General features: G+C 44.2%; 21 protein-coding genes. 8 read left to right on the top strand and 13 right to left on the bottom strand.

Going from position 1 to position 21,119, the window contains the following annotated elements; all coding sequences use genetic code 11:
• Window positions 1–31: 31 nt before the first annotated feature.
• From torA to torE, 3 genes are read right to left on the bottom strand one after another with little or no spacing between them, the layout of a single operon-like run.
• Window positions 32–2,494 (bottom strand): trimethylamine-N-oxide reductase TorA, encoded by a 2,463-nt coding sequence (torA, locus tag AC3CH3_RS05605; protein WP_488537918.1) that lies wholly within the window; start codon window positions 2,492–2,494, stop codon window positions 32–34.
• A gap of 24 nt (window positions 2,495–2,518) precedes the next feature.
• Entirely contained in the window at window positions 2,519–3,700 is a 1,182-nt protein-coding gene (gene torC / locus AC3CH3_RS05600) for a pentaheme c-type cytochrome TorC (protein ID WP_017060299.1), read from the bottom strand.
• Window positions 3,701–3,750: 50 nt separating this feature from the next.
• Window positions 3,751–3,933: a trimethylamine N-oxide reductase system protein TorE gene (gene torE, locus AC3CH3_RS05595; RefSeq protein WP_017060298.1), complete on the bottom strand. Its 183-nt coding sequence runs from the start codon at window positions 3,931–3,933 to the stop codon at window positions 3,751–3,753.
• Between the two features lie 437 nt (window positions 3,934–4,370).
• Between torE and AC3CH3_RS05590 the strand changes: the two genes are divergently transcribed.
• Complete coding sequence (locus AC3CH3_RS05590; RefSeq protein WP_019824310.1) at window positions 4,371–5,165, top strand: ABC transporter permease; 795 nt, start codon at window positions 4,371–4,373, stop codon at window positions 5,163–5,165.
• A 318-nt stretch (window positions 5,166–5,483) separates the two neighbouring features.
• Here AC3CH3_RS05590 and focA read toward each other — a convergent pair whose 3' ends face one another.
• Together focA and AC3CH3_RS05580 are read right to left on the bottom strand one after the other, a co-directional pair.
• Window positions 5,484–6,326, bottom strand: a complete 843-nt coding sequence (gene focA / locus AC3CH3_RS05585; protein WP_048614492.1) for a formate transporter FocA — start codon at window positions 6,324–6,326, stop codon at window positions 5,484–5,486.
• 363 nt (window positions 6,327–6,689) lie between these two features.
• Window positions 6,690–7,997: an ATPase gene (locus AC3CH3_RS05580; RefSeq protein WP_488537917.1), complete on the bottom strand. Its 1,308-nt coding sequence runs from the start codon at window positions 7,995–7,997 to the stop codon at window positions 6,690–6,692.
• A 257-nt stretch (window positions 7,998–8,254) separates the two neighbouring features.
• Between AC3CH3_RS05580 and AC3CH3_RS05575 the strand changes: the two genes are divergently transcribed.
• The 3 genes from AC3CH3_RS05575 to AC3CH3_RS05565 all read left to right on the top strand — a co-directional run bounded on the left by AC3CH3_RS05575 (window position 8,255) and on the right by AC3CH3_RS05565 (window position 10,112).
• Entirely contained in the window at window positions 8,255–8,485 is a 231-nt protein-coding gene (locus tag AC3CH3_RS05575; RefSeq protein WP_017060280.1) for a TIGR02647 family protein, read from the top strand.
• 114 nt (window positions 8,486–8,599) lie between these two features.
• On the top strand, window positions 8,600–9,454 hold the full coding sequence (locus AC3CH3_RS05570; protein ID WP_488537916.1) for an NAD(P)H-binding protein: 855 nt from the start codon (window positions 8,600–8,602) through the stop codon (window positions 9,452–9,454).
• Entirely contained in the window at window positions 9,447–10,112 is a 666-nt protein-coding gene (locus AC3CH3_RS05565) for a YdcF family protein (RefSeq protein WP_488537915.1), read from the top strand. Before AC3CH3_RS05570 ends, AC3CH3_RS05565 begins: the two co-directional genes overlap by 8 nt.
• A 135-nt stretch (window positions 10,113–10,247) precedes the next feature.
• On the opposite strand, the gene AC3CH3_RS05560 is transcribed toward AC3CH3_RS05565, so the two are convergent.
• Both AC3CH3_RS05560 and cysS read right to left on the bottom strand, forming a co-directional pair.
• The gene (locus AC3CH3_RS05560) at window positions 10,248–10,826 is read right to left on the bottom strand and encodes a thymidine kinase (protein ID WP_488537914.1); all 579 of its coding nucleotides are present in this window, start codon (window positions 10,824–10,826) and stop codon (window positions 10,248–10,250) included.
• Window positions 10,827–10,926: 100 nt separating this feature from the next.
• Window positions 10,927–12,312, bottom strand: coding sequence for a cysteine--tRNA ligase (cysS, locus tag AC3CH3_RS05555; RefSeq protein WP_488537913.1), 1,386 nt, complete (start codon window positions 12,310–12,312; stop codon window positions 10,927–10,929).
• A 190-nt stretch (window positions 12,313–12,502) separates the two neighbouring features.
• On the opposite strand from cysS, the gene AC3CH3_RS05550 reads away from it, so the two are divergent.
• The 4 genes from AC3CH3_RS05550 to AC3CH3_RS05535 all read left to right on the top strand — a co-directional run bounded on the left by AC3CH3_RS05550 (window position 12,503) and on the right by AC3CH3_RS05535 (window position 15,799).
• Window positions 12,503–12,997 (top strand): peptidylprolyl isomerase, encoded by a 495-nt coding sequence (locus AC3CH3_RS05550; RefSeq protein WP_017060275.1) that lies wholly within the window; start codon window positions 12,503–12,505, stop codon window positions 12,995–12,997.
• A 77-nt stretch (window positions 12,998–13,074) separates the two neighbouring features.
• On the top strand, window positions 13,075–13,809 hold the full coding sequence (lpxH, locus tag AC3CH3_RS05545; RefSeq protein WP_019824323.1) for a UDP-2,3-diacylglucosamine diphosphatase: 735 nt from the start codon (window positions 13,075–13,077) through the stop codon (window positions 13,807–13,809).
• Window positions 13,810–13,932: 123 nt separating this feature from the next.
• Entirely contained in the window at window positions 13,933–15,150 is a 1,218-nt protein-coding gene (locus AC3CH3_RS05540; RefSeq protein WP_488537912.1) for an EAL and HDOD domain-containing protein, read from the top strand.
• A gap of 136 nt (window positions 15,151–15,286) precedes the next feature.
• The gene (locus tag AC3CH3_RS05535; RefSeq protein ID WP_488537911.1) at window positions 15,287–15,799 is read left to right on the top strand and encodes a YchJ family protein; all 513 of its coding nucleotides are present in this window, start codon (window positions 15,287–15,289) and stop codon (window positions 15,797–15,799) included.
• A gap of 233 nt (window positions 15,800–16,032) precedes the next feature.
• On the opposite strand, the gene hisIE is transcribed toward AC3CH3_RS05535, so the two are convergent.
• The 6 genes from hisIE to hisC form a co-directional block, all read right to left on the bottom strand.
• Window positions 16,033–16,683: a bifunctional phosphoribosyl-AMP cyclohydrolase/phosphoribosyl-ATP diphosphatase HisIE gene (gene hisIE, locus AC3CH3_RS05530; RefSeq protein WP_017060271.1), complete on the bottom strand. Its 651-nt coding sequence runs from the start codon at window positions 16,681–16,683 to the stop codon at window positions 16,033–16,035.
• Complete coding sequence (gene hisF, locus AC3CH3_RS05525) at window positions 16,680–17,453, bottom strand: imidazole glycerol phosphate synthase subunit HisF (RefSeq protein WP_488537910.1); 774 nt, start codon at window positions 17,451–17,453, stop codon at window positions 16,680–16,682. Before hisF ends, hisIE begins: the two co-directional genes overlap by 4 nt.
• The gene (gene hisA, locus AC3CH3_RS05520; protein ID WP_019824330.1) at window positions 17,435–18,172 is read right to left on the bottom strand and encodes a 1-(5-phosphoribosyl)-5-[(5-phosphoribosylamino)methylideneamino]imidazole-4-carboxamide isomerase; all 738 of its coding nucleotides are present in this window, start codon (window positions 18,170–18,172) and stop codon (window positions 17,435–17,437) included. The genes hisF and hisA overlap by 19 nt, the downstream gene beginning before the upstream one ends.
• 43 nt (window positions 18,173–18,215) lie before the next feature.
• Complete coding sequence (gene hisH / locus AC3CH3_RS05515) at window positions 18,216–18,830, bottom strand: imidazole glycerol phosphate synthase subunit HisH (protein ID WP_488537909.1); 615 nt, start codon at window positions 18,828–18,830, stop codon at window positions 18,216–18,218.
• Between the two features lie 24 nt (window positions 18,831–18,854).
• Window positions 18,855–19,943, bottom strand: a complete 1,089-nt coding sequence (hisB, locus tag AC3CH3_RS05510) for a bifunctional histidinol-phosphatase/imidazoleglycerol-phosphate dehydratase HisB (protein ID WP_048609394.1) — start codon at window positions 19,941–19,943, stop codon at window positions 18,855–18,857.
• A gap of 129 nt (window positions 19,944–20,072) precedes the next feature.
• Window positions 20,073–21,113 (bottom strand): histidinol-phosphate transaminase, encoded by a 1,041-nt coding sequence (gene hisC, locus AC3CH3_RS05505; protein WP_488537908.1) that lies wholly within the window; start codon window positions 21,111–21,113, stop codon window positions 20,073–20,075.
• Window positions 21,114–21,119 lie beyond the last annotated feature (6 nt).

Here is a 21,119-nt window from a genome sequence, read left to right as displayed (position 1 = left end):
AAGCTTTAATCTTAGCTTTTAAGCGAGATGCTTAAGAAACTTCGATTGGACCACCGAATGAAGTTACTGGAGGCAGTTTGCCTTGGAACTTCTCGAAATCAACCAAACATGTGTTTGCTGACGTTGCTTGAGCAAGTTCAGACGTACCGATATCTTGAGTCAGTGTGTTTGGATCGCCGTATGTATCTAGCGCGCCCACTTTCTCGTTGATCGGACCGTACCAAGCACCTTCTTCGATACGAACAACACCAGGAGCATAGCTATCCATTAGAACAGCACCCGCTAGTAGTTGACCACGGTCGTTGAACACACGTACTACGTCACCATCTTTGATGCCTTTCTTCTTAGCATCTACTGGGTTGATGTAGATTGGCTCACGGCCTTGTACCGCGTAAGTCGCACGCCACTCTTCAGATTCACACATCTGAGAGTGAAGACGCTTGTCTGGGTGACAAGATTGTAGCCAGTACGGGTGCTTGTCAGAGCCTGGACCACCGTGTGAACGTTCAGATTTCTCGAACCACATTGGGTGTTCTTGACAGTGCTCGTAACCCATGTTGCCAACAGTACGGCTTGTGATTTCGATGAAACCAGAAGGCGTGCCTAGTGCGTTGATCTCTGGATCTTCACGGAATGAAGCGTGACGAGTCCATGGCTTACCTTTGCCGAAGTCTAGGAAACCTTTCTCCCAGAACTCAGCAAACTCAGGCATTTCGAAGCTACCTTCGTTTGATGCGCGACATTCATCGTACAGAGATTTAACCCACTGCATTTCGTCCATACCACGCGTGTAATCGTCGTAACGACCCCAACGCTTAGTTAGGCTAGACATGATCTCGAAGTCAGTCTTAGACTGGAACAGAGGATCCACTAGCTTGTGCATTGCGATCAAACCACGGCCAGAGTACGCGCCGTAACCATCGATATCGTTACGTTCCCACTGAGTACAAGCTGGAAGAACAATATCAGAGTGACGACAAGTTGCAGTCCAAGCGAAATCAACAGCCACTACAGTTTGTAGGCTCTTGAATGCTTTACGCATCTTGTTGCGATCTTGGTGGTGGTGCCACGGGTTGTTACCACTGAATACCATCATCTTGATGTCAGGCAGTGTCACTGTTGCGCCGTTTGCTTTGATCTTCTTACCTGGCTCTAACAGGCTATCTACCCAACGAGCAACAGGGATTACGCGGCTGTAACCGTTGTAATCAGTGTTAGTGTGCTTAGGCGATTGACCTTGGTCGATGTTCAGCGGGAATGAACCCGGAGCAGCGAAACCAGTTGAAGATACACCGATACCAGAGTAGTGGTGACCGTAAGAGATACCACCGCCCGGAAGACCAATTTGGCCAACCATTGCTGCGATAACTGCACACATCCAGTAAGGCTGTTCACCGTGCTCTTGACGTTGGATACTCCAACCAACAAGAATCTGTGTACGACCGTTAACCAGCATCTTAGCGAAGTCACGAATAGAGTCCGCGCTTGCGCCACAGATAGCAGAAGCCCATTCTGGCGTCTTCTCAACTCTGTCTTTCGTTTCACCTTGAACGTACTTGATGAAATCTTCAAAACCTAGACAGTAAGTTTCGATGAACTTCTTGTCGTATAGGCCTTCGTTGTAAAGAACGTGAGCAACACCAAGCATGAACGCCACATCAGTTTGTGGGTTGATGTACATTTGCTCGTTTTCTAGGTAACGATCTGTTTTGTTTTTAACAGGGTCAACAGAAACAACGTTGATCTCTTTCTTAGCAACTTTTTCTTTCAGCTGTTCTAGGTATGCGAACGACTCGTGAGTCTCACATGTCCAACCTACTTGAAGGTTTTTAACTGGATCGTTACCCCAAAGAACAATGTTGTCACTGTTTTCTAGGATAAGTTCCCAAGATGTACCTTGTGCGTAAACTTCAGTAGAACCTAGCACGTAAGGCATGATCGTTTGACCAGCACCTGTTGAGTAGTCACCGATTTTCTTCACAGAGTAACCGTGAAGTGCCATTGCACGTTGCATGTGGTTAGTACAGCTGTGGAACTGACCTGTTTGTCTCCAACCAGTTTGACCTGTGTGAAGCGCCCATGGACCGTAATCTTTCTGTACGCGCTCTAGCTCGCGGTAAACAAGGTCTAGTGCCTCATCCCAAGTCACACGAATAAAGCGGTTGTTACCACGCGTGTCTGCGCTGTACTTATGCTTCTTCAACCAATCTAGGCGAACCATTGGGTAACGCACACGTGATGGGCTGTAGATAATACCTTTAATACCTTTCAGCATCTCTGTTGGGTGCTGATCGATTTCTAGAGGTTTAATTTCCTGTACTTTACCCGCGTAAACGCGAGCTCGGAATGCACCCCAGTGAGAACCAGAGACTTTCCACGCGCCGTCTGTTTCTGCAGCAGATGCTGAAGCCGACGCCAATAAGCTTGGACCGATAACCGATGCCGCACTTGTCGTCGCGACACCTTTCAGAAAACTTCTTCTTGTAATTGCCATTGTGTTACTCCAATTGACGTCTTATTAGTGATGGCCTTCAGAAAAATCTGATGAGTGCTTCTGTAGATACTTAAGAACAAGTGCTTCTGTATCTGTATCGAAGTTAACGAATGCAATCATACCATCTAGCATGCCTACCCAACCGTTAGCGCTGAAGTGAGCTTCATCTGGCTGTGAGTGACACGTTGAACAGTTAGATTGGTACGCTTGACCAGCTGCGTTCCAGATTGGATCAAAGTTATCAACCATAGACTCTTTCTTCATCCAAAGTGCTAGGTTAACTTCTTCCCAAGGAAGGCCAGTTAGCTCATCTTCTTTCTTCTCACCAACAGTGATTACGTCACTTTGAGATACTTCTTTCGTCAAGATTGCAGTCGAGATATTCATACCGAAGTCTTCTTGGATTACACGTCCGAAGCCTTTCGCTTTACGCCAACCGTCGATTTGAATCTTGATCATGTCGCCTTTTTCGTCGATCACAGCAACTTTACTTGCAGGGCTTAATAGACCCGCTTCAACTTCAGCTGTTTCATCTGTGTACATTGGTAGGTGACGAATAGAGATCACGTCTGAACCATTTGCGTAAGATGTGCTGCTTGCTACGTTTTCTAGCTCGCCAACAATACCGCTCGCTGATGCCATATCTAATGGAAGGTTGTGAGCAATACCTTTGTGACAATCAACACAGCTTTGATCACGCTCTGCCGCGTTCTTCATCTGGATACGCGCTGTTGGGCGCATGTTTTCGAAATCCATTGAATCGTAGTTGTGGCAGTTTTTACACTCTAGAGATTTGTTCGAAGAGAAGCGATCCCATTCGTGTTTAGCCAGTTCGATACGACGAGCTTCGAATTTCTCAGGCGTATCTAGGTCACCAAATACTTGAGCGAATACTTCTTTAGAAGCTTGCATCTTACGAGCGATTTTTGCTGTCCATTCATGTGGAACGTGACAGTCAGGACAAGTAGCACGTACACCAGAAGTGTTTTTCCAGTGAACCGTTTCTTGTAGTTCTACGTATACGTTGTCACGCATGGTGTGACAGCTTACACAGAACTCTTCTGTATTTGTGTGCTCTAGAGCTGTGTTAAAACCGCCCCAGAAAATAACACCGGCGATAAAGCCACCCATAGTTAGTACACCAAGACTGATGTGTACTGCTGGGCGAGTCATTGTGCGCCATAATTTAACTAAAAATGATTTCATGTTTAGCTCTCTTAAATATTGATTTTAAAAAATGTTGTTACTAGAGGGCATTACATGCCGCCGTGAGCACCAGGAGGTCCGAATACAAACACTTGCAGTGCCCAAACTAGGAAGCCGTAACCGCCTACAAAAGCCACACTTAATATTGGGAAGAGAACCACCGCGATGAAGAGGAAAGACTTCCACTCCAGCGAATGTTTTTCGCTAGTTTCAATTTTATTAACATCACTCATACATTTTGCCTATTTTGTATTTAGTAATTTCGAGTAACCCATTCTATGGGGCTAAAGTTCTTAAGTATCTAACGACAAATTTTAGACCATACTCAAAGTAGGGTTCAATCAAATCTCCCGTTATAACCCTTGCTAATCAATACTTTTTTGAGCTCATCCAAAGTTGTTTTTAGTTAAACAAAGTTATTAAAAAGTATTAGCAAATGTGAAGAATTAAGTATATTTCACAAATGTTAAATTCCAACACCTGCATAACTGTATTGTAACCAATTTTAACGTTTTACCTACTAAGTAGTAGCCAAAAATGCCTCAAACAACCAATATTTTGTGATTTAATTGTTAAATTATTGAGTATCTTTTGAAGCAACGGCTGAGAAGCTGAAATGCATCATTTGGCACTTTCATATATGATGGGGACCTACTCAAAAGGAAACATTATGCAAGACGTTATTGATATATCTTGGTGGCAGTTATTGTTCTTCAGCTCACTTCTCTTGCTACCCATGACCATCAACCACAAGTTAAAACTCGGCCTTGGCAAAGAAGCTTCTATCAGCATAATTCGTATGGTTATTCAGCTATTTCTGGTGGGACTTTACCTAGAATACTTGTTCACTTTGAATAGTTTGTGGGTCAATTTGCTGTGGTTATTTGCGATGATTATCGTCGGTGCAAGCTCGATTGTTGAAAAATCTAGACTGCCAAGAAACCTACTTTTGGCTCCTGTCGCCGTTAGCCTTGCGGTAACTTGTGTACCTATTGTCTTGTTCATCTGCTTTTTCATCATTAAACCGACACCGGTTTTTAACGCGCAGTACCTTATCCCGATCGCAGGGATGTTATTGGGTAATAGCTTAAGCAGTAATATAGTGGCATTGCAGAACCTGTTTGGTGCCTTTGAAACACAGAAATCAGAATATGAAGCCGCAATCGCGTTAGGTGCGTCTCCTACTTATGCTGCTGCGCCTTTTGTACGTAATGCAATACAGAAAGCGATGTCCCCTATCATGGCCTCTATGGCAACCACAGGCCTAGTAACGCTGCCGGGAATGATGACGGGACAAATCTTAGGTGGTGCTTCGCCGATGATCGCGATTAAGTATCAACTGATGATCATGCTGGCAATTTTCGTGATGATGAGCTGCTCTTTAGCACTTGCACTTCACCTCTCATTGAAGACATCTTTAACCAAAGAAGGGCGAGTTCTCGCTCAAATACAGCCTTCGAAATAACCTCCCTGCTCCACTTAGATCTGGTTACTCACTGAATTTGAGACAGGTTATCCACAGAAACTGTGGATAACCAAATCAATATAGATCCTTTTTTGTCCATTTCGACCCAAGGAAAGATCATCGCCTTTGATCTTTGGGTGATTTCAAAGACATATACACACATGGTAATCAGCGCTGTTGCGTACTCAGATGATCATTAGAGAGATGAAGAAGTAGGTTTTCCACAAATAAAAAACGGCCTGCAATGCAGACCGTCTTGTAAATGTCATAAGTCAGTTCAGTGTTTTCACTGCGCTTTAACTCATCTCGTCAACTGAGTTAGTCACGTAGGTAGATCAACCAGTACCACATGCCAACAAAGATACCGCCGCCAATGATGTTACCGATGGTAACGGGCAGCAAGTTGTTCATTAAAAAGTCCATCATGTTCAGATCAACATAGTCCGCTGGGTTAGCGCCTGTCATTGTCCAAAATTCAGCTGGAGCAAATGTTTTGATGCCGATAGCTAAAGGTACTTGGAACATGTTCGCAATACAGTGCTCAAAACCAGCCGATACGAACATCGCTACAGGCAAAATCATTACCGCAATTTTGTCAGTCAGTGTACGTCCACTAAACGTCATCCATACCGCGATACAAACCAATACATTACACATGATGCCGAGCGCGATAGCTTGGATAAAATCATGGTGCATCTTATGTTGGGAGATCGCCATTGCATTCAAACCCACTTGGCCGTGGTCGAACATGTACTGTTTGGTCAGCAACATACAAGCCACCAGCAGCAATGCGCCAATCAAGTTGCCTACATAAACTGTAGCCCAGTTCTTAACGAGCGTGCGCCAAGTAATCTTGCCACTTGCACGAGCAACCAGAGTCAGCACCGAACTGGTAAATAGCTCACCACCGGTAACAACAACAAGAATTAAGCCTAAGCTAAATGCAAGGCCACCTAATAGGCGAGTAATACCCCAAGGCAAATCACCAGCACCAGTCGTTACGATGGTGTAGAACACAAACGCAATACCGATGTGTATGCCAGCGGAAATCGCTAGGAGAAAAGATTTGATTGGATCTTTGGTTGCTTTACCTACGCCAATATCTGCAGCGCGCTCAGCCATTTGTGGCGGTAATAATGAGTCAAATTGGTTTAGATTCATGATGATTTACATTTTGAAACATGTCGTCGGGAGCGCGATAATCCTCTCTTTCATTTCTGAATTCAAGAGCTATTTTTAGGCTCAAAATGGCTCTCACAGCCTTGTTGAAAGCAAATAGTCCGAGTTATTCCAAATTCATACGACTTTAGTAGTAAAAAGAAAACTCTGCTGAATGATTAGTTATCAGCATAGAAATTGACACACCTATAAATATCAACAAGTTACGTTAAAACCAAAAGAATAACGTACACTAAAATAGCTCACTGAGTGCTTTTATTTCTAGATTTTGACATAGATCAACAGAACGTAAAAAAGCGCCCTAAGGCGCTTTTAACTCAATCACAAATAAAGAAATTAGTGATGCTAAACCGAAGGTTCAATCACTTCTTCTGATGATTGTTCTAGAGTTGCCCCCTCTAGAGTAGATTCGACAGGCGGGGACATCACATCAGAATCACTTTCGTTGGCCACTTTGCCACCTAAGCTTTTCAAACTATCCACTAACTCTTCTAAGCTTTTTATGTGAGCATCACTCTTGGTAATCTGCTCACCGAGCAACTCACTGTGCTTGGTTGCTTCAGACAGTTGCTGCGCTTGCTTCTGATTTTCAGACTCCAGCTTAGCCAATTGCTCCGTCAAAGTTTCAATATCTGACTTTAAAAGCCCTGTCATATCAGAGCTTTTTAACGCCTTAACACTCGCTACTATCTTCTGTGATTGCTGACGTAAGCCTACATCACGGTAATCTTCATCATTAACGATTTGTGAAATGCTCAATAACTGGTTCTCTGCATTCAAAACCGACTGCTCGAACTGGTCGCCTTTTACGCTCGCCAGCACTTTGACTTCATGAGCAACACTGCGCACGTGGTTCAATTCAAACTCTGCAGCGTGAACCGCGTCTTCAATGATCGACTTTTCACGAGGGCTAGCTTTCACTTGGCTTTCGGCCAACGCAATTTGAGATGCTGCCTTAGCAAAGGTAAGCGGAGCAACGTCATCAAAATCTTCATCTTCCAAGAACTCTAATTCGTTCTTCAAAGGTTCGATGTATTTCTTATGCGCCACTTTAACTTCTAATAAGCGAGCATTGTTAAGAAATTCCACCTGAGCTTCTTGAGCGTCTTCAAGCTCATCGACCAGCACATACTCGAACAACTCGCTGTATTCTGAATACAAGCGTTTGTAGCTCGAGGTAAACATGGTATCTGCGCCCAAGAACTTCAGGTAATCCATTTGGACAATCGAATCAGCGAGTACTCGGTCAGCCTTCTTCTTTAACACTAAGATTGAGTCATAGTTTGATTTGATCAAAGCGATTTTTTCATCGAAAGCTTCAGCGTAAGTTAGGCTCGAAAAAATGGAGTAACTCTTGGTTATCCGAGTTTCGTCTTTCAGTAAGTCCGCATAAATGCTTTCAGCATCATCCCATGCGTCTAATAGTTCATTGTAATTCTCTGGTGCATAGAGAGACAATTGAGCATGGTCTTCAAGCTTAACTTCCCATTCGGAGTAAACGCTTTGGACAGACTGAAATGAACGGACCTCTATTGTCGATTCATTATTGTTGTTTGTGGTTTGGTTCGCGTCTGTCTGCTCTGAGGGTGTGCTTTGACAACCTGAGATAGCAAATAGCATACTGATCGTTAATGCTACTTTGTTCGCTCTCACTTATGCATATCCTTTTTATACAATATTCGCTCAATGCAAATTATTTCTAGTCACAATATATTACAACCACTTAGCAATAAACATCACTGATGATTTAAGTGGGTGCAAATCACCCAATATAACCAAAATAAACTCATCACTCGATGATTAATCAATCAATTTGGTATCACTTATCAATTCTCTTTATTTGCTATTGCCTGAGCCGAGAATGCGCACTAAGGTGAAGGTAGAGAACGTTATGAATATATAGGTTAATTATGAAGTACAACGCTGAACATATTGCTGATTTAAACCTCCTTCTTCAATTTGATGTAAGTAGTGCTGCTACTGGAATTAAAGTTCATCAAGAGGCTGCTCAAGAAACTCAAGACGCTGTTAAGCGCCTATTCGAAAAAAACCTTTGTACTCAGCCAGACGGCGGTTACCTAACAGATGAAGGTATCGAGATGGCAGAGCGCGCAGACAAGCTTCTTCGCGTACTAAACTAAAGCTCCATTGTTCTAGTAAAAACTCCACTTGCTTCGGCCGTGGAGTTTTTTCATTTTTGGGCAAAGCTTTGTTAAGCTTATTGTAAATTCGTCATTTGCAGTTGTGAGGAACACATGGCTTCTATATTTATTGTCGGTGCAGGATGGGTAGGTGCACCTTTATCTGAACATTTAGAAAAACATGGTAACCGAGTGGTGGTCACGAAAACGACCCAAGCGGGAGCAGACGCCATTGGTAGCGAACAAATTCCATGTGAAGTGTTTAGCTTTGATTCATCCGATCCACAACAGACTATCGGGCGACTCTATTCGCTGTTACTCGAAAACAACACTGAAATTGTGATTGGTAGCTTCCCTCCTGGCTTTAGAAAAGGAGCCGGACAAGAGTATGCCGACTACTGGCAGCAGCTCACCAACGCATGCCAAAAGGCCAACATTAAAAAGCTCATTATGGTCAGTTCAACCACGGTATACCCAACCAAGCCGGGTGTGTTGAACGAACTGGATGCATCGCTAGCCCTTTCAACCTCAGATAACGAGCACGCGTCTTTATTTTCTGATAACGCGCGAATCATGCTGCAAGCTGAACAGTCAGTGTTTGATTCAGGTATCGACTACACCATTCTTCGTTTTAGTGGGTTAATAGGCCCAAGCCGTCACCCATCACGCTTTGCAAGCAAGTTAAAACAAGTCAGCACCCAATCTCCAGCCAATATGCTGCACCTTGACGACGCGATTGGCGCTGTCGATTTCGCTATCAGTCAACTGCACAACGAAGTGGTTAACGTGACAACACCAAACACAGTAAGTAAGGCGGAATTTTATGCCGCAGCACTGAAAAGCGCCAACAGCAGTGAGCCTCTACCCGCCGTTGTTGATACGCCAGACAAACTGATCTCTTCAAAGAAGATTCTCGACTTAGGTTATTCATTTAAATTCGAATTCACACTGGACGCACTTCATGACTGAACAATCTATAGCTAACAAAGATCCCAACATAAAACTGCATCGCTCAGTCGACACCCTTTGGAACTTCATGTCGATGGGGCATGACATCACGCCTTCAGATTGTATATTTGTGTTGTGCAGTAACGACACTCGCGTTGCTGAATACGCAGCTGAGCTCTATCACCAAGGTGTGGCGCCTTATATCGTATTTTCTGGCGGTGTGGGACGCTTTACAGAAGGGAGTTTTGAACGCTCAGAAGCTGAAACATTCGCGGCTATCGCACGAGACGCTGGCGTGCCTGACTCTGACATTATCATTGAGAAGCACGCAACCAATACTGGGGAGAACGTACGATTCACCCACAAATTGCTGACTGAGCGTGGACTATCACCGAAACGACTGACCTTAGTACAGAAACCCTTTATGGAGAAACGTACTTACGCCACGTTTGCTAAGCAATGGCCTAACGAAGTTACCGAGGTTCAAGTCACTTCACAATGGCAAGACTGGGTTGATTACTTTAATGAAGAGTTACCATTAGACATGGTGTTGGGTGCTCTCATTGCTGATTTCGAACGAATCAAATCTTACCCTGCGCAAGGATTTCAGATCGAGATGCCGATTCCTGATGACGTTGACCATGCCTACCAAGCATTGAAGAAGCTGGGTTTCGAATAAAGCGTCAAGTAACGCAATACACTTTTTCAGAAAACAAAAACGGTGGCACTTGGCCACCGTTTCTTATTCTTAGCTATTACTTGAGCTTGTTGATTTCAGCTTTATTCACTCAAGAAAAATCAACCAAAGAGCCGTTTATTTACCTAACGCTTCTTTGTAGTGCAAACGGCAAGCTGAAACATATTGGTCATTACCACCAATAGCCACTTGGTCACCTTCAGCAATTGCAACACCGTGCTCATCAGTACGAATCACCATATTCGCTTTACGACCACAGTGACAAATCGTTTTCAACTCAATAAGTTTGTCTGCCCAAGATAATAAGTAGCGACTACCTTCAAACAGTTCACCCAAGAAGTCAGTGCGCAAACCGTAACAAAGTACAGGGATGTGCAGCTTATCAACCACTTCTGTTAACTGGTAAACCTGCTCTTTCGATAAGAACTGACACTCATCGATCAAAACACAATGACGCTTTTCTTCTTCATTGAGTTTTTGTATCGCGTCAAACATATTGGTGTCGTTTTTAAACAGTTGAGCTTCAGATTGAAGACCAATTCGCGAGCTCACTTTACCGATACCATAGCGATCATCTAGCGCTGCAGTAAAGATCACTGGCGTCATGCCACGCTCTTGGTAGTTAAATGAAGATTGAAGAAGCGTTGTCGATTTACCCGCATTCATTGCCGAGTAATAAAAATACATCTGAGCCACAGAAATATTCCTGTTATTAAAAGTTGAAGATAAAAGCAAAGGTGAAATTAAAGAATTTTTGCTAGAAAAAAGGGCTGAAAATCAGCCCTTTTTATAAGATTTACTTACGACGCCAAGTCGTGCCTTCTGGGCCATCTTCCAGAACAATGCCCAACTCGTTTAGCTTATCACGTGCAAGATCGGCGTTTGCCCAATCCTTTGAAGCACGAGAGTCGTTACGCAGTTTGATCAACGCTTCGATTTCAGCCACTTCATCGTCATTACCTGCCGCATCACCTTGTAGGAAGGCTTCTGGCTCTTGGTGAAGAATACCGATGATGTCTGCTAGTTCACGCATCAATGCACCAAGTCCACTCGCTTTTTCGATGCTTTCAGGCTTGATACGGTTGATTTCACGAGCCATTTCAAACAGTACTGAATAAGCTTCAGGCGTGTTGAAATCGTCGTTCATCGCTGTAGAGAATCGAGTCACGTACTCTTCGCCACCAGCAGGAGCTGCTATAAGGTCTAGGCCACGAAGTGACGTGTATAGACGCTCTAGTGATGCGCGAGCTTGGTTTAGGTTATCTTCGCTGTAATTTAGCTGGCTACGGTAGTGACCAGACATAAGGAAGTAACGTACCGTTTCAGCATCGTAATGTGCTAGCACATCACGAATAGTGAAGAAGTTACCAAGTGACTTAGACATCTTCTCTTTGTCTACCATCACCATACCGCTGTGCATCCAAGTATTTACATACTGAGTGCCGTGAGCGCAGCAAGACTGTGCGATTTCGTTCTCGTGGTGAGGGAACTGTAGATCTGAACCACCACCGTGGATATCAAAGTGGTTACCAAGAATAGATGAATTCATTGCTGAACATTCGATGTGCCAACCTGGACGACCCGGACCCCATGGCGATTCCCATGTAGGTTCACCAGGCTTAGACATCTTCCAAAGAACGAAGTCTAATGGGCTACGTTTTGCAGATTCAATATCAACTCGAGCACCCGCTTGAAGCTGATCAAGGTCTTGCTTAGAAAGCTTGCCGTATTCGTCGAATTTCTTTACTTCGAACATCACGTCGCCGTTGCTTGCAACGTAAGCGAAACCACGTTCAATCAGCTTTTCAACAAGCTCGATGATTTCAGTGATGTATTCTGTAGCACGAGGCTCAACGTCAGGACGTTTCATGTTCAATGCATCAAAGTCTGCGTGCATTTCACCGATTAAACGCTCAGTCAGAGAGTCACAAGACTCACCGTTTTCGTTAGCGCGTTTGATGATTTTATCATCGATATCTGTGATATTACGAACGAAGTTCAAATCGTAGCCAAGGTAACGAAGGTAGCGAGTTACTACGTCGAAAGAAACGAACGTACGACCATGACCAATATGACAGAGATCGTATATGGTTACCCCACAGACATACATACCGACTTTGCCAGCTGTAATTGGTTTGAATTCCTCTTTCTGTCTTGTGAGCGTGTTATATATCTTCAGCATGATCTCTATCTATTTTATGGATTAATCAAAAATAAGCTCGCAGTATAACAAGTCATACCTTAATAGGTAATACCTTTCACCACCAAATCGGCTAAACTCCTTGTTATCTATTGACGATTTCGTATTTTGAAACTCAATCAAACTAGGCTAGAATCGCTTTTCATATTAAAAAGACAGTAAGGTAACAATCATGATCATCCTTCACACAAATTTTGGTGACATCAAAGTTCAACTTAATGAAGAAAAAGCACCAGAAACAAGCGCAAACTTTCTACAGTATTGCCGTGACGGTTTCTACGACAACACACTATTCCACCGTGTTATCGATGGTTTCATGATTCAAGGCGGCGGCATGACTTCTGGCCTTAAAGAAAAAGCGACTCGTGCAACGATCAAGAACGAAGCAAACAACGGTCTTGCGAACAAAGTTGGTACGCTAGCAATGGCTCGTACTATGGAACCGCATTCAGCGAGCTCTCAGTTCTTCATCAACGTTAACGACAACTCTTTCCTAAACTTCCGTAGCGAAAGCCTAGACGGTTGGGGTTACTGTGTATTCGCAGAAGTTGTTGAAGGCATGGACATCGTAAACAAGATTAAAGGTGTTAGCACTGGTTCTATGGGTATGCACCAAGACGTACCTCTAGAAGAAGTGATCATCACTGGTACTACAATCGAAGCTTAATTCATCGCTTTCGGTTAGTATTGATGAGCCGATAAAATCAGGATACAGGGAGCGAATCGCTCCCTTTTTTTAGACCTATGAAAACATATTTTATATCAGACTTGCACCTTGCTCCGTCACGACAAGACATCACAGACTGCTTCTTAACCTTTATGAGGAAGGAAGCCATCGAAGCAGATGCACTATACGTGCTAGGCGACCTTTTCGAATTCTGGATTGGTGACGACGACAAGAGTGAGTTCGCGACTTCTATTCGCCAAGCGTTTATCGATTTGGTGAAAACAGGCGTACCTTGTTACTTCACTCAAGGGAACCGTGATTTCCTTGTCGGTAAAAAATTTGCCAAGCAAACGGGCGTTCAACTTCTCGACGAAGTATCGACAATCGATATCTACGGGCAAAAAGCGGTAGTATTGCATGGAGATACCCTATGTACTGAAGATGTAAAGTATCTCGCCTTTCGAGAAAAAGTACATCAACCATGGCTTCAATGGGTCTTCAACAGAATTCCATTTTTTATCAAGAAGAAGATCGTCTCGAAGGTTCAATCCGATATCAAAGATGACAAGCAGACTAAGTCTCTCGACATCATGGATGTGACACAACAAGAAGTCGAAGATGTGATGGAACGAAACAACGTTGATCTGATGATCCACGGCCATACTCATCGTCCAGACATCCATACATTTAGTGCCAACAATTGCACTAAAACCCGTATCGTACTTGGCGATTGGTATACGCAAGGTTCCGTGCTGGTGTTCACGCCGCAAAGTTTTGAACTACAGAATCGAGCGTTTAGCAATAGCTTTTAACGTCACTCTTAAACTTTCAGTTTGATTATTATTGTCGGTCAGACTTTCTTAGAAAGTGTATGGTAATTTCTACTGAATTAGCTATTATCTCTCTACCAGAAATAAACCGAACACAGTACCAAGTTGAAATATTCATACGTAGCGCGTCAACCAATACTCGATACAGACAAGAAGACCATAGGTTACGAGTTGCTATTCAGGGATGGTCCTAAGAACACTTTCCCTGAAGTAGAGCCGGAGCTCGCTACTAGCCGTTTGCTTTCCGATCACTTCTTATCGACCCACTATAATACGTTGGGTGATAAGCTTGGGTTCGTGAACTTCCCATATGCAAGCCTAATCAACTTAGTCCCTACTCTGTTCCCCAAAGAAAGCCTCGTTGTTGAGGTTCTTGAAGACTGCGAACCAACAGACGAATTACTTGAAGCAATCAAAACCATCTTTGACGCGGGTTATACTATTGCGCTAGACGATTTTGTGCCAAGTAAAGCTTGGAAGCGCTTCTTACTCTACGTTTCAATTATCAAGTTCGATATCCGTTTGACGCCAATTGCCAAAGCAGCGATGTTTATGAACTCTCTCAAAGGGCTAGATATCAAGTTCCTTGCTGAGAAGGTAGAAACGTACGAAGAATACCAAGAAGCGAAGAAAGCAGGCTTCACTTACTTTCAAGGTTACTTCTTTAGCAAGCCAGAAATGATCCAAACGCGTGCGCTCAACCCTGCATTCCTGACGACCGTTCAGCTGTTAAAAGAGATTGCACACGACCCTATCGACTTTGGTGAAGTAGAGCGTTTAATTACGCTTGATGTGACCATGTCGTATAAGCTACTTACCTACGTAAACTCTGCAGGTGGTTCAGCAACGACGATTCGCTCATTCCGCCAAGCGCTTATTTACCTTGGCGAACAAAAGCTGCGTAAGTTCGTTTCTCTTGTGGCTATCGCCTCCGCGAAAGAAGATAAGCCGGACTCTCTCTATGGTTTAGCGGTAATACGCGCACGTCAATGTGAACTCTTAGTCGAGAAGATGAATGTTAAGGTTGAGCCTGGACAAGCCTTTTTGACCGGTATGTTCTCTCTGTTGGACTCACTCTTTGACCAACCATTGAAACAAGTACTCGATTCGGTGCCGATCGACATCGAGATCAAACAGGCCTTGATTCAACGTAAAGGCGTGTTAGGCGCTGTGTTGGCGATGGTGGTTGCTTATGAACAAGCTCGTTGGGATGAAGCGACTCGTATTCGCCAGCTTCTCAAACTGAGTGAAGCTCAACTTGGTCAAGCTTATGACGAAGCGACGACTTGGGCTCAAGAGCTATTGTCTCCAGCCTTGAAATAGTAAACTTCGCGCTAACACTTTGATAATTTCAATAACTTCAACAGAAACTAAACTTTGGTGAGCGATCGTTTCTTGGTAAACTCCCACGCATTCATTTATGGCCTCTTAATAGAGGCCATTTTTACAGGATCTGACTATGTCTTTATGCCCATGCGGTAGCAACAATACTTACCAACAGTGCTGTGAATCAGCGCACCTTAACCACAGTGCCGTTGAAACACCTGAGCAGTTGATGCGCTCTCGTTATTCGGCGCACGTGTTGGGTTTGGTTGACTATGTTGTTGCGACTTACCACCCTAGCTGCAATGCCGAAGCTCAAAGAGAAGGCATCGCCGAATCTATCGACAGTGATTGGGCAGGATTAGAGGTCATCGATACTGCAGCAGGTTCGCACCAAGACGAAGGCTTTGTTGAATTTAAAGCTTACTTCAATGAAGACGGCGCACAATACTGTATGCAAGAACGCTCTCGCTTTATACGTGAAGACGGTCTTTGGTACTACATTGATGGTACCTTCCCAGAGCAGGAGCAAACTACACAACCAGAAATTGACCCACGCTTAAATCAAACCGTTGAGAGCTTTAAAATCGGCCGTAATGATCCGTGTATTTGTGGCAGTGGTAAGAAATACAAGAAGTGCTGCGGGTAACTCGTTCGACTAAGAAGTCAGATTAAGAGAAGAGATTCCTGATGTCGCTTAGGCTCCTCGGAATGACGCAAAGTCAGAGGTTAGAAAAGTGACGTAGGGCTTAGAAATCTTGAAATCTTGAAATCTTGAAATCTTGAAATCTTGAAAATTAAAAAACTAAAAAGCCCCGTAAACATGTTTGTTTGCGGGGCTTTTGTCTGTCTTTTACGCGGTTCTATTAATCTAAAGAGAGCTTACTTATGACGCTCTTTCAGCTTGTTTACCACATCATCCATCGATAAGCCTTGGTCTTGAAGAAGAACCATTAGGTGGTAAATCAAATCTGCTGATTCACACACTAACTCCGCCTTATCGCCCGACGTCGCCGCAAGCGCGACTTCAACGCCTTCTTCGCCCACTTTTTGCGAAATACGTTTGGTGCCACGGGCATATAGACTGGCAGTATAAGAAGATTCAGGGTCTGCGTCCTTGCGGGCAGCCAGTAGCTGCTCAAGCTGATGAAGCCACACCATCTGAGACTCTTCTTGCTTGTCTCCATCCCAACATGTGGTTGTACCTGTGTGGCACGTTGGGCCAATGGGATTAACTTTAACCAGTAAGGTGTCGCTGTCACAGTCCAAGGCGATGTTTTGCAGTTGCAATACGTTGCCCGACGTTTCACCTTTCGTCCAAAGACGCTCTTTGGTGCGAGAGAAAAACGTCACATTGCCTGTTTCACCGGTTTTCTCAAGTGCTGCTGGGTTCATGTATCCCATCATTAACACTTGGCTCGATTGGTAATCTTGAACAATAGCTGGCACTAAGCCATCGACTTTTTCCCAGTTAATACGCTCTGACAATGCGCCTACTTCTGTTTTTGATAAGCTTACGGGTTCAAAACTCATAGTCGCACCTCTACATCTTGTTGTTTTAAATACTGTTTAAGTTCACCAATATTGATGACTTGTTTGTGGAATACCGAAGCCGCAAGTGCTCCATCCACGTTGGTCTTTTTATAAGCTTCAGCAAAGTGCTCCATTGCACCAGCGCCACCAGAGGCAATCAATGGCACATTACACACTTCACGCACCATGTTTAACTGATCGATGTCGTAACCGTTACGAACGCCATCTTGGTTCATCATGTTTAACACGATCTCACCAGCACCACGCTTCTGTACTTCTTGCACCCAATCTTTGGTTTCCCATTTGGTTGCTTTGGTACGCGCTTCGTCGCCTGTGAATTGGTAAACCTGATATTTACTGGTTTCTTTATCGAAGTATGAATCGATACCAACAACGATACACTGCACGCCGAACTTATCAGCTAGGTCAGTGATCAGTTGCGGATTAGCCAATGCCGGTGAGTTGATTGACACTTTGTCCGCACCAAACTCAAGAATACGCGCTGCATCTTCCGCTGATTTAATACCACCAGCCACACAGAAAGGAATATCAATCACTTCTGCTACACGTTTTACCCAGCTCTTGTCGACTACACGACCATCGCTTGATGCAGTGATATCGTAAAATACTAATTCATCAGCGCCCTCTTCCGCATAACGTTGCGCTAACGGAACGATGTCACCAATAATTTCGTGGTTACGGAACTGAACGCCCTTAACCACCTGTCCATCACGGACATCCAAACAAGGGATTATTCGCTTTGCCAACATGCAAATGCCTCCTCTGCGGTAAACTTGCCGTCAAGTAACGCACGACCAACAATCACACCAGCAACACCGCTGTCTTTAAGCGCTTCGATATCAGCTAAGCTGCCAATGCCGCCCGATGATTGGAATTGTACTTTTGAGTACTGCTTACAAAGATCAACGTAAAGCTCTACGTTTGATCCTTCTAGCGTGCCATCACGTGAAATATCGGTACACAGAACGTGTTTAAGGCCAACCGTGAGGTAGTCTTCAATCAGCGCTTCAATAGTCACACCTGAATCTTCTTGCCAACCTGAAATCGCCACTTTACGTGTGCCGCTTTCGTCAATGTTGATGTCTAGAGCCAGCACGATTTTTTCCGCGCCATACTTCTCCATCCAACCTTTCACCAACTCAGGTTGCTTAACGGCTGTAGAACCAACCACAACGCGCTGTGCGCCAGCTTCTAGTAGATCAACGACATCTTGTTCGTTACGCACGCCACCACCAATCTGGATGTTCGCAGGCGTGCTAGCAAGGAGCTTAGCAATCAAGTCTAACTGACGAGCCGTTGTGTCTTTTGCGCCTGTTAAGTCAACAAGGTGCAGCCAGCCAGCGCCAGCTTGGTGATACAGATTAAACTGCTCTGCTGGGTCTACTTTGTATTCTGTTACTTGCCCGTAGTCTCCTTGGAATAAGCGAACTACTTGGCCTTCAATTAAATCTAACGCGGGAATAATCATTTACATTCCTTATATGGCAACGTTAGCCGCTGCCTAATCCTTATTACAATTCCAAGAAGTTCTGAATCAGCTTAGAGCCAGCTTTCGAAGATCGCTCTGGGTGGAACTGAACACCATAATAATTGCCACTTTGAACCGCCGCAGTGAACGGATTACCGTAATCACATTGTGCGATTGTGTAGTCGCCCACCGGCATTGCGAAGCTATGAACAAAGTAGAAGTATTCGCCTTCTTCAATGTCTTTAAATAGAGAGTGATTAGGTGTTGCCGTTACGGTGTTCCAACCCATGTGTGGTAATGGCAAGTCGCCCGTTTCAAGTAAACGAACTTCACCATCACACAAACCTAGACATTCAACTAACTCATCAGCCTTTTGGCCTTTCTCTTGAGACAGTTTGCCTAACAGCTGCATACCTAAACAAATACCTAGCAGAGGCTTCTCTACTTGCTTCACAAGGGTAACAAGGTCACGCTCTTGCAGGTTTTTCATAGCCTCACTTGCTGTACCTACACCGGGTAGGAATAGCTTGTCGGCAGCAAGAACCACTTCTGGTTCTTTTGAAATTTCAACTGCGTAGCCCAGACGTTCAATCGCAAACTTCACTGAGGAAACGTTGGCACAACCAGTATCAATAATAACGACTTTTTGATCTTTCATTGTTTTTCCTTGCTAACGTTAGCCTTACAGAACGCCTTTGCTGCTTGGTAACTCGTTACCTTCAACTTTGATTGCTTGGCGAAGAGTACGGCCAAACGCTTTGAACAGGCTCTCAATGATGTGGTGATCATTATTACCATCAGAAGAAAGGTGTAGCGTACAAGCCAATGTATCAGTTAGAGAACGGAAGAAGTGAACCACCATCTCTGTTGAAAGATCACCCACTTGCTCACGGCTGAATTTAGCATCGAACTTCAGGTATGGACGACCAGAAAGATCTAGCGCACACTGAGCCAAACACTCATCCATTGGCAGGCTGAAACCAAAACGGCCGATACCACGTTTGTCGCCAAGTGCATCTTTCAATGCTTGGCCTAAAGCCAGAGCGGTATCTTCTACTGTGTGGTGATCATCGATGTGCAGGTCGCCCTTCACAGTCAGGTTCATTTGGAAACCACCGTGTGTCGCGATTTGATCAAGCATGTGGTCGAAGAAACCCATGCCTGTATCGATCTTGTTGCCACCAGTTTCATCAAGGTTTACTGCCACCTTGATATCGGTTTCTTTAGTGGTACGAACTACTTCAGCAATACGCGCATTAACCGTCAGATCTTTAACGATTTGTGGCCAGTTAAGCGTGCCTTCAGTTTCAGCATCCGGGCCATATTGAATACCGCGGATAGCCATGTTCTCTGCCAGTTGAAGATCCGTCATTCGGTCGCCAATCACAACAGAGTGTTGGAAATCGACTTTACCGCCTTGTAGGTACTCTTTAACCATACCCAGTTTAGGCTTACGGCAAGAGCAGTTGTCTTCGTCAAAGTGAGGGCAAATAAGCACGTCGTCAAACTTAACGCCTTGAGATTCGAAGAACTCCATCATCATATTGTGTGGTGCATCGAAATCTTCTTGTGGGTAGCTATCGGTACCTAAACCATCTTGGTTAGTGACCATTACTAAGCGGTAACCAGCATCTTGCAAAGCAAGCAGGCTTGGAATTACTAGCGGTTCGAATTTTAGCTTGTCTAAACGGTCTACTTGAAAGTCAACTGGCGGCTCAACAATTAAGGTGCCGTCACGGTCTATAAAAAGTATTTTCTGTTGTTTACTCACTTGAACTTCCTTTTAATTTTAAATCTGGTGGCCTAGCTAAAATCAAACGCTAACCCAAAATATTGGTTTCACTTGCCAGCCCAATTAATCAACTCAAACTGGCAAATGTTATTACTGGTAAGCCTTTCATTACTGATAAAAGTTACGAATGAATCCAAGTGTCTTTTCGCACTCTTCGCGGTTACCAATACTAATACGAACACAGTCTTCAATAGGTGAATTACGCAAAATAATGCCCGTATCCCAAGCCGCTTTAAATAACTCATCGCCGTTCGGGAATTTCACCAGTAAGTAGTTACCCCAGCCATCAAAAACCGTCACTTGAAGCATGCCTAACAGACCCGCTTGCAAATACGCTCGGTTAGCACTTAAATCCAGAACTTGGAACTTAGCTCGCGCGAGTCCTTGCTCTGAAAGTGCTTGAACGGCAATGTCAGCAACAGGGATTGGCACTGGATAAGGCGCAATCACTTTCAACAGTACATCGATAAGCTCTTTATTCGCTAGCGTAAAACCACAACGTAAACCCGCTAAAGCAAAGGCCTTCGACAAGGTGCGCAGAATCGCTAGGTTTGGATATTGCTCAAGCAAATCAACGGTTGACGCTTCTGGACAGAAATCGATATACGCTTCATCCATCACCACAATCGCTTTGTCTTGTGTCATTTCAAGCAACTTGATGATGTCTTTGCGATCAACCAAATTACCGGTTGGGTTATTTGGGCTACAAACAAACACCACTTTTACGTTGTCGAGCTGAGCTTCGATAGCTGGAAGATCCAATTGCCATTCAGACGTCAGAGGCACAACTTTACGCTCAACACCAATCGTCTCTGCACTGATTGCGTACATACCGTAAGTGGGTGGGCAGTAAAGAATAGCGTCTTCGTTCGGCTCACAGAAAGCACGAATCAATAACTCAATGCCTTCATCAGCACCACGTGTTGTCAATGTTTGCTCTGGTGTTACACCTGCATATTGTGCGTAAGCATCGATTAATTCTTTTGGCTGACATTCACTGTAGCGGTTAAGGCGAGTCAGATTTAAGCTGTACTCGTTATCAAACGGAGATTCATTGGCGTTCAACCATACATCTCCGCTACCGCCAATGCGTCTTGCAGACAAGTAAGGTGTTAGAGCCTGAACTTGTTTTCTTGCTAACTTTTCCATGCTCCG

It is taken from the genome of Vibrio sp. QJM3NY_35 (assembly GCF_057785915.1).
The sequence above is the reverse complement of the archived record's forward strand: the minus strand, read 5'-3'. Positions and strand labels throughout refer to the sequence as shown.

Bases quoted from the DNA above. Each gene is read 5' to 3' on its own strand.
- lpxH (WP_019824323.1), top strand. From the start codon at position 13,075: ATGAAAACATATTTTATATCAGACTTGCACCTTGCTCCGTCACGACAA.
- focA (WP_048614492.1), bottom strand. From the start codon at position 6,326: ATGAATCTAAACCAATTTGACTCATTATTACCGCCACAAATGGCTGAG.
- hisH (WP_488537909.1), bottom strand. From the start codon at position 18,830: ATGAAAGATCAAAAAGTCGTTATTATTGATACTGGTTGTGCCAACGTT.
- AC3CH3_RS05535 (WP_488537911.1), top strand. From the start codon at position 15,287: ATGTCTTTATGCCCATGCGGTAGCAACAATACTTACCAACAGTGCTGT.
- AC3CH3_RS05570 (WP_488537916.1), top strand. From the start codon at position 8,600: ATGGCTTCTATATTTATTGTCGGTGCAGGATGGGTAGGTGCACCTTTA.
- hisF (WP_488537910.1), bottom strand. From the start codon at position 17,453: ATGTTGGCAAAGCGAATAATCCCTTGTTTGGATGTCCGTGATGGACAG.
- hisC (WP_488537908.1), bottom strand. From the start codon at position 21,113: ATGGAAAAGTTAGCAAGAAAACAAGTTCAGGCTCTAACACCTTACTTG.
- cysS (WP_488537913.1), bottom strand. From the start codon at position 12,312: ATGCTGAAGATATATAACACGCTCACAAGACAGAAAGAGGAATTCAAA.
- AC3CH3_RS05575 (WP_017060280.1), top strand. From the start codon at position 8,255: ATGAAGTACAACGCTGAACATATTGCTGATTTAAACCTCCTTCTTCAA.
- hisIE (WP_017060271.1), bottom strand. From the start codon at position 16,683: ATGAGTTTTGAACCCGTAAGCTTATCAAAAACAGAAGTAGGCGCATTG.
- hisA (WP_019824330.1), bottom strand. From the start codon at position 18,172: ATGATTATTCCCGCGTTAGATTTAATTGAAGGCCAAGTAGTTCGCTTA.
- torC (WP_017060299.1), bottom strand. From the start codon at position 3,700: ATGAAATCATTTTTAGTTAAATTATGGCGCACAATGACTCGCCCAGCA.
- torA (WP_488537918.1), bottom strand. From the start codon at position 2,494: ATGGCAATTACAAGAAGAAGTTTTCTGAAAGGTGTCGCGACGACAAGT.
- AC3CH3_RS05550 (WP_017060275.1), top strand. From the start codon at position 12,503: ATGATCATCCTTCACACAAATTTTGGTGACATCAAAGTTCAACTTAAT.
- torE (WP_017060298.1), bottom strand. From the start codon at position 3,933: ATGAGTGATGTTAATAAAATTGAAACTAGCGAAAAACATTCGCTGGAG.
- AC3CH3_RS05590 (WP_019824310.1), top strand. From the start codon at position 4,371: ATGCAAGACGTTATTGATATATCTTGGTGGCAGTTATTGTTCTTCAGC.
- AC3CH3_RS05565 (WP_488537915.1), top strand. From the start codon at position 9,447: ATGACTGAACAATCTATAGCTAACAAAGATCCCAACATAAAACTGCAT.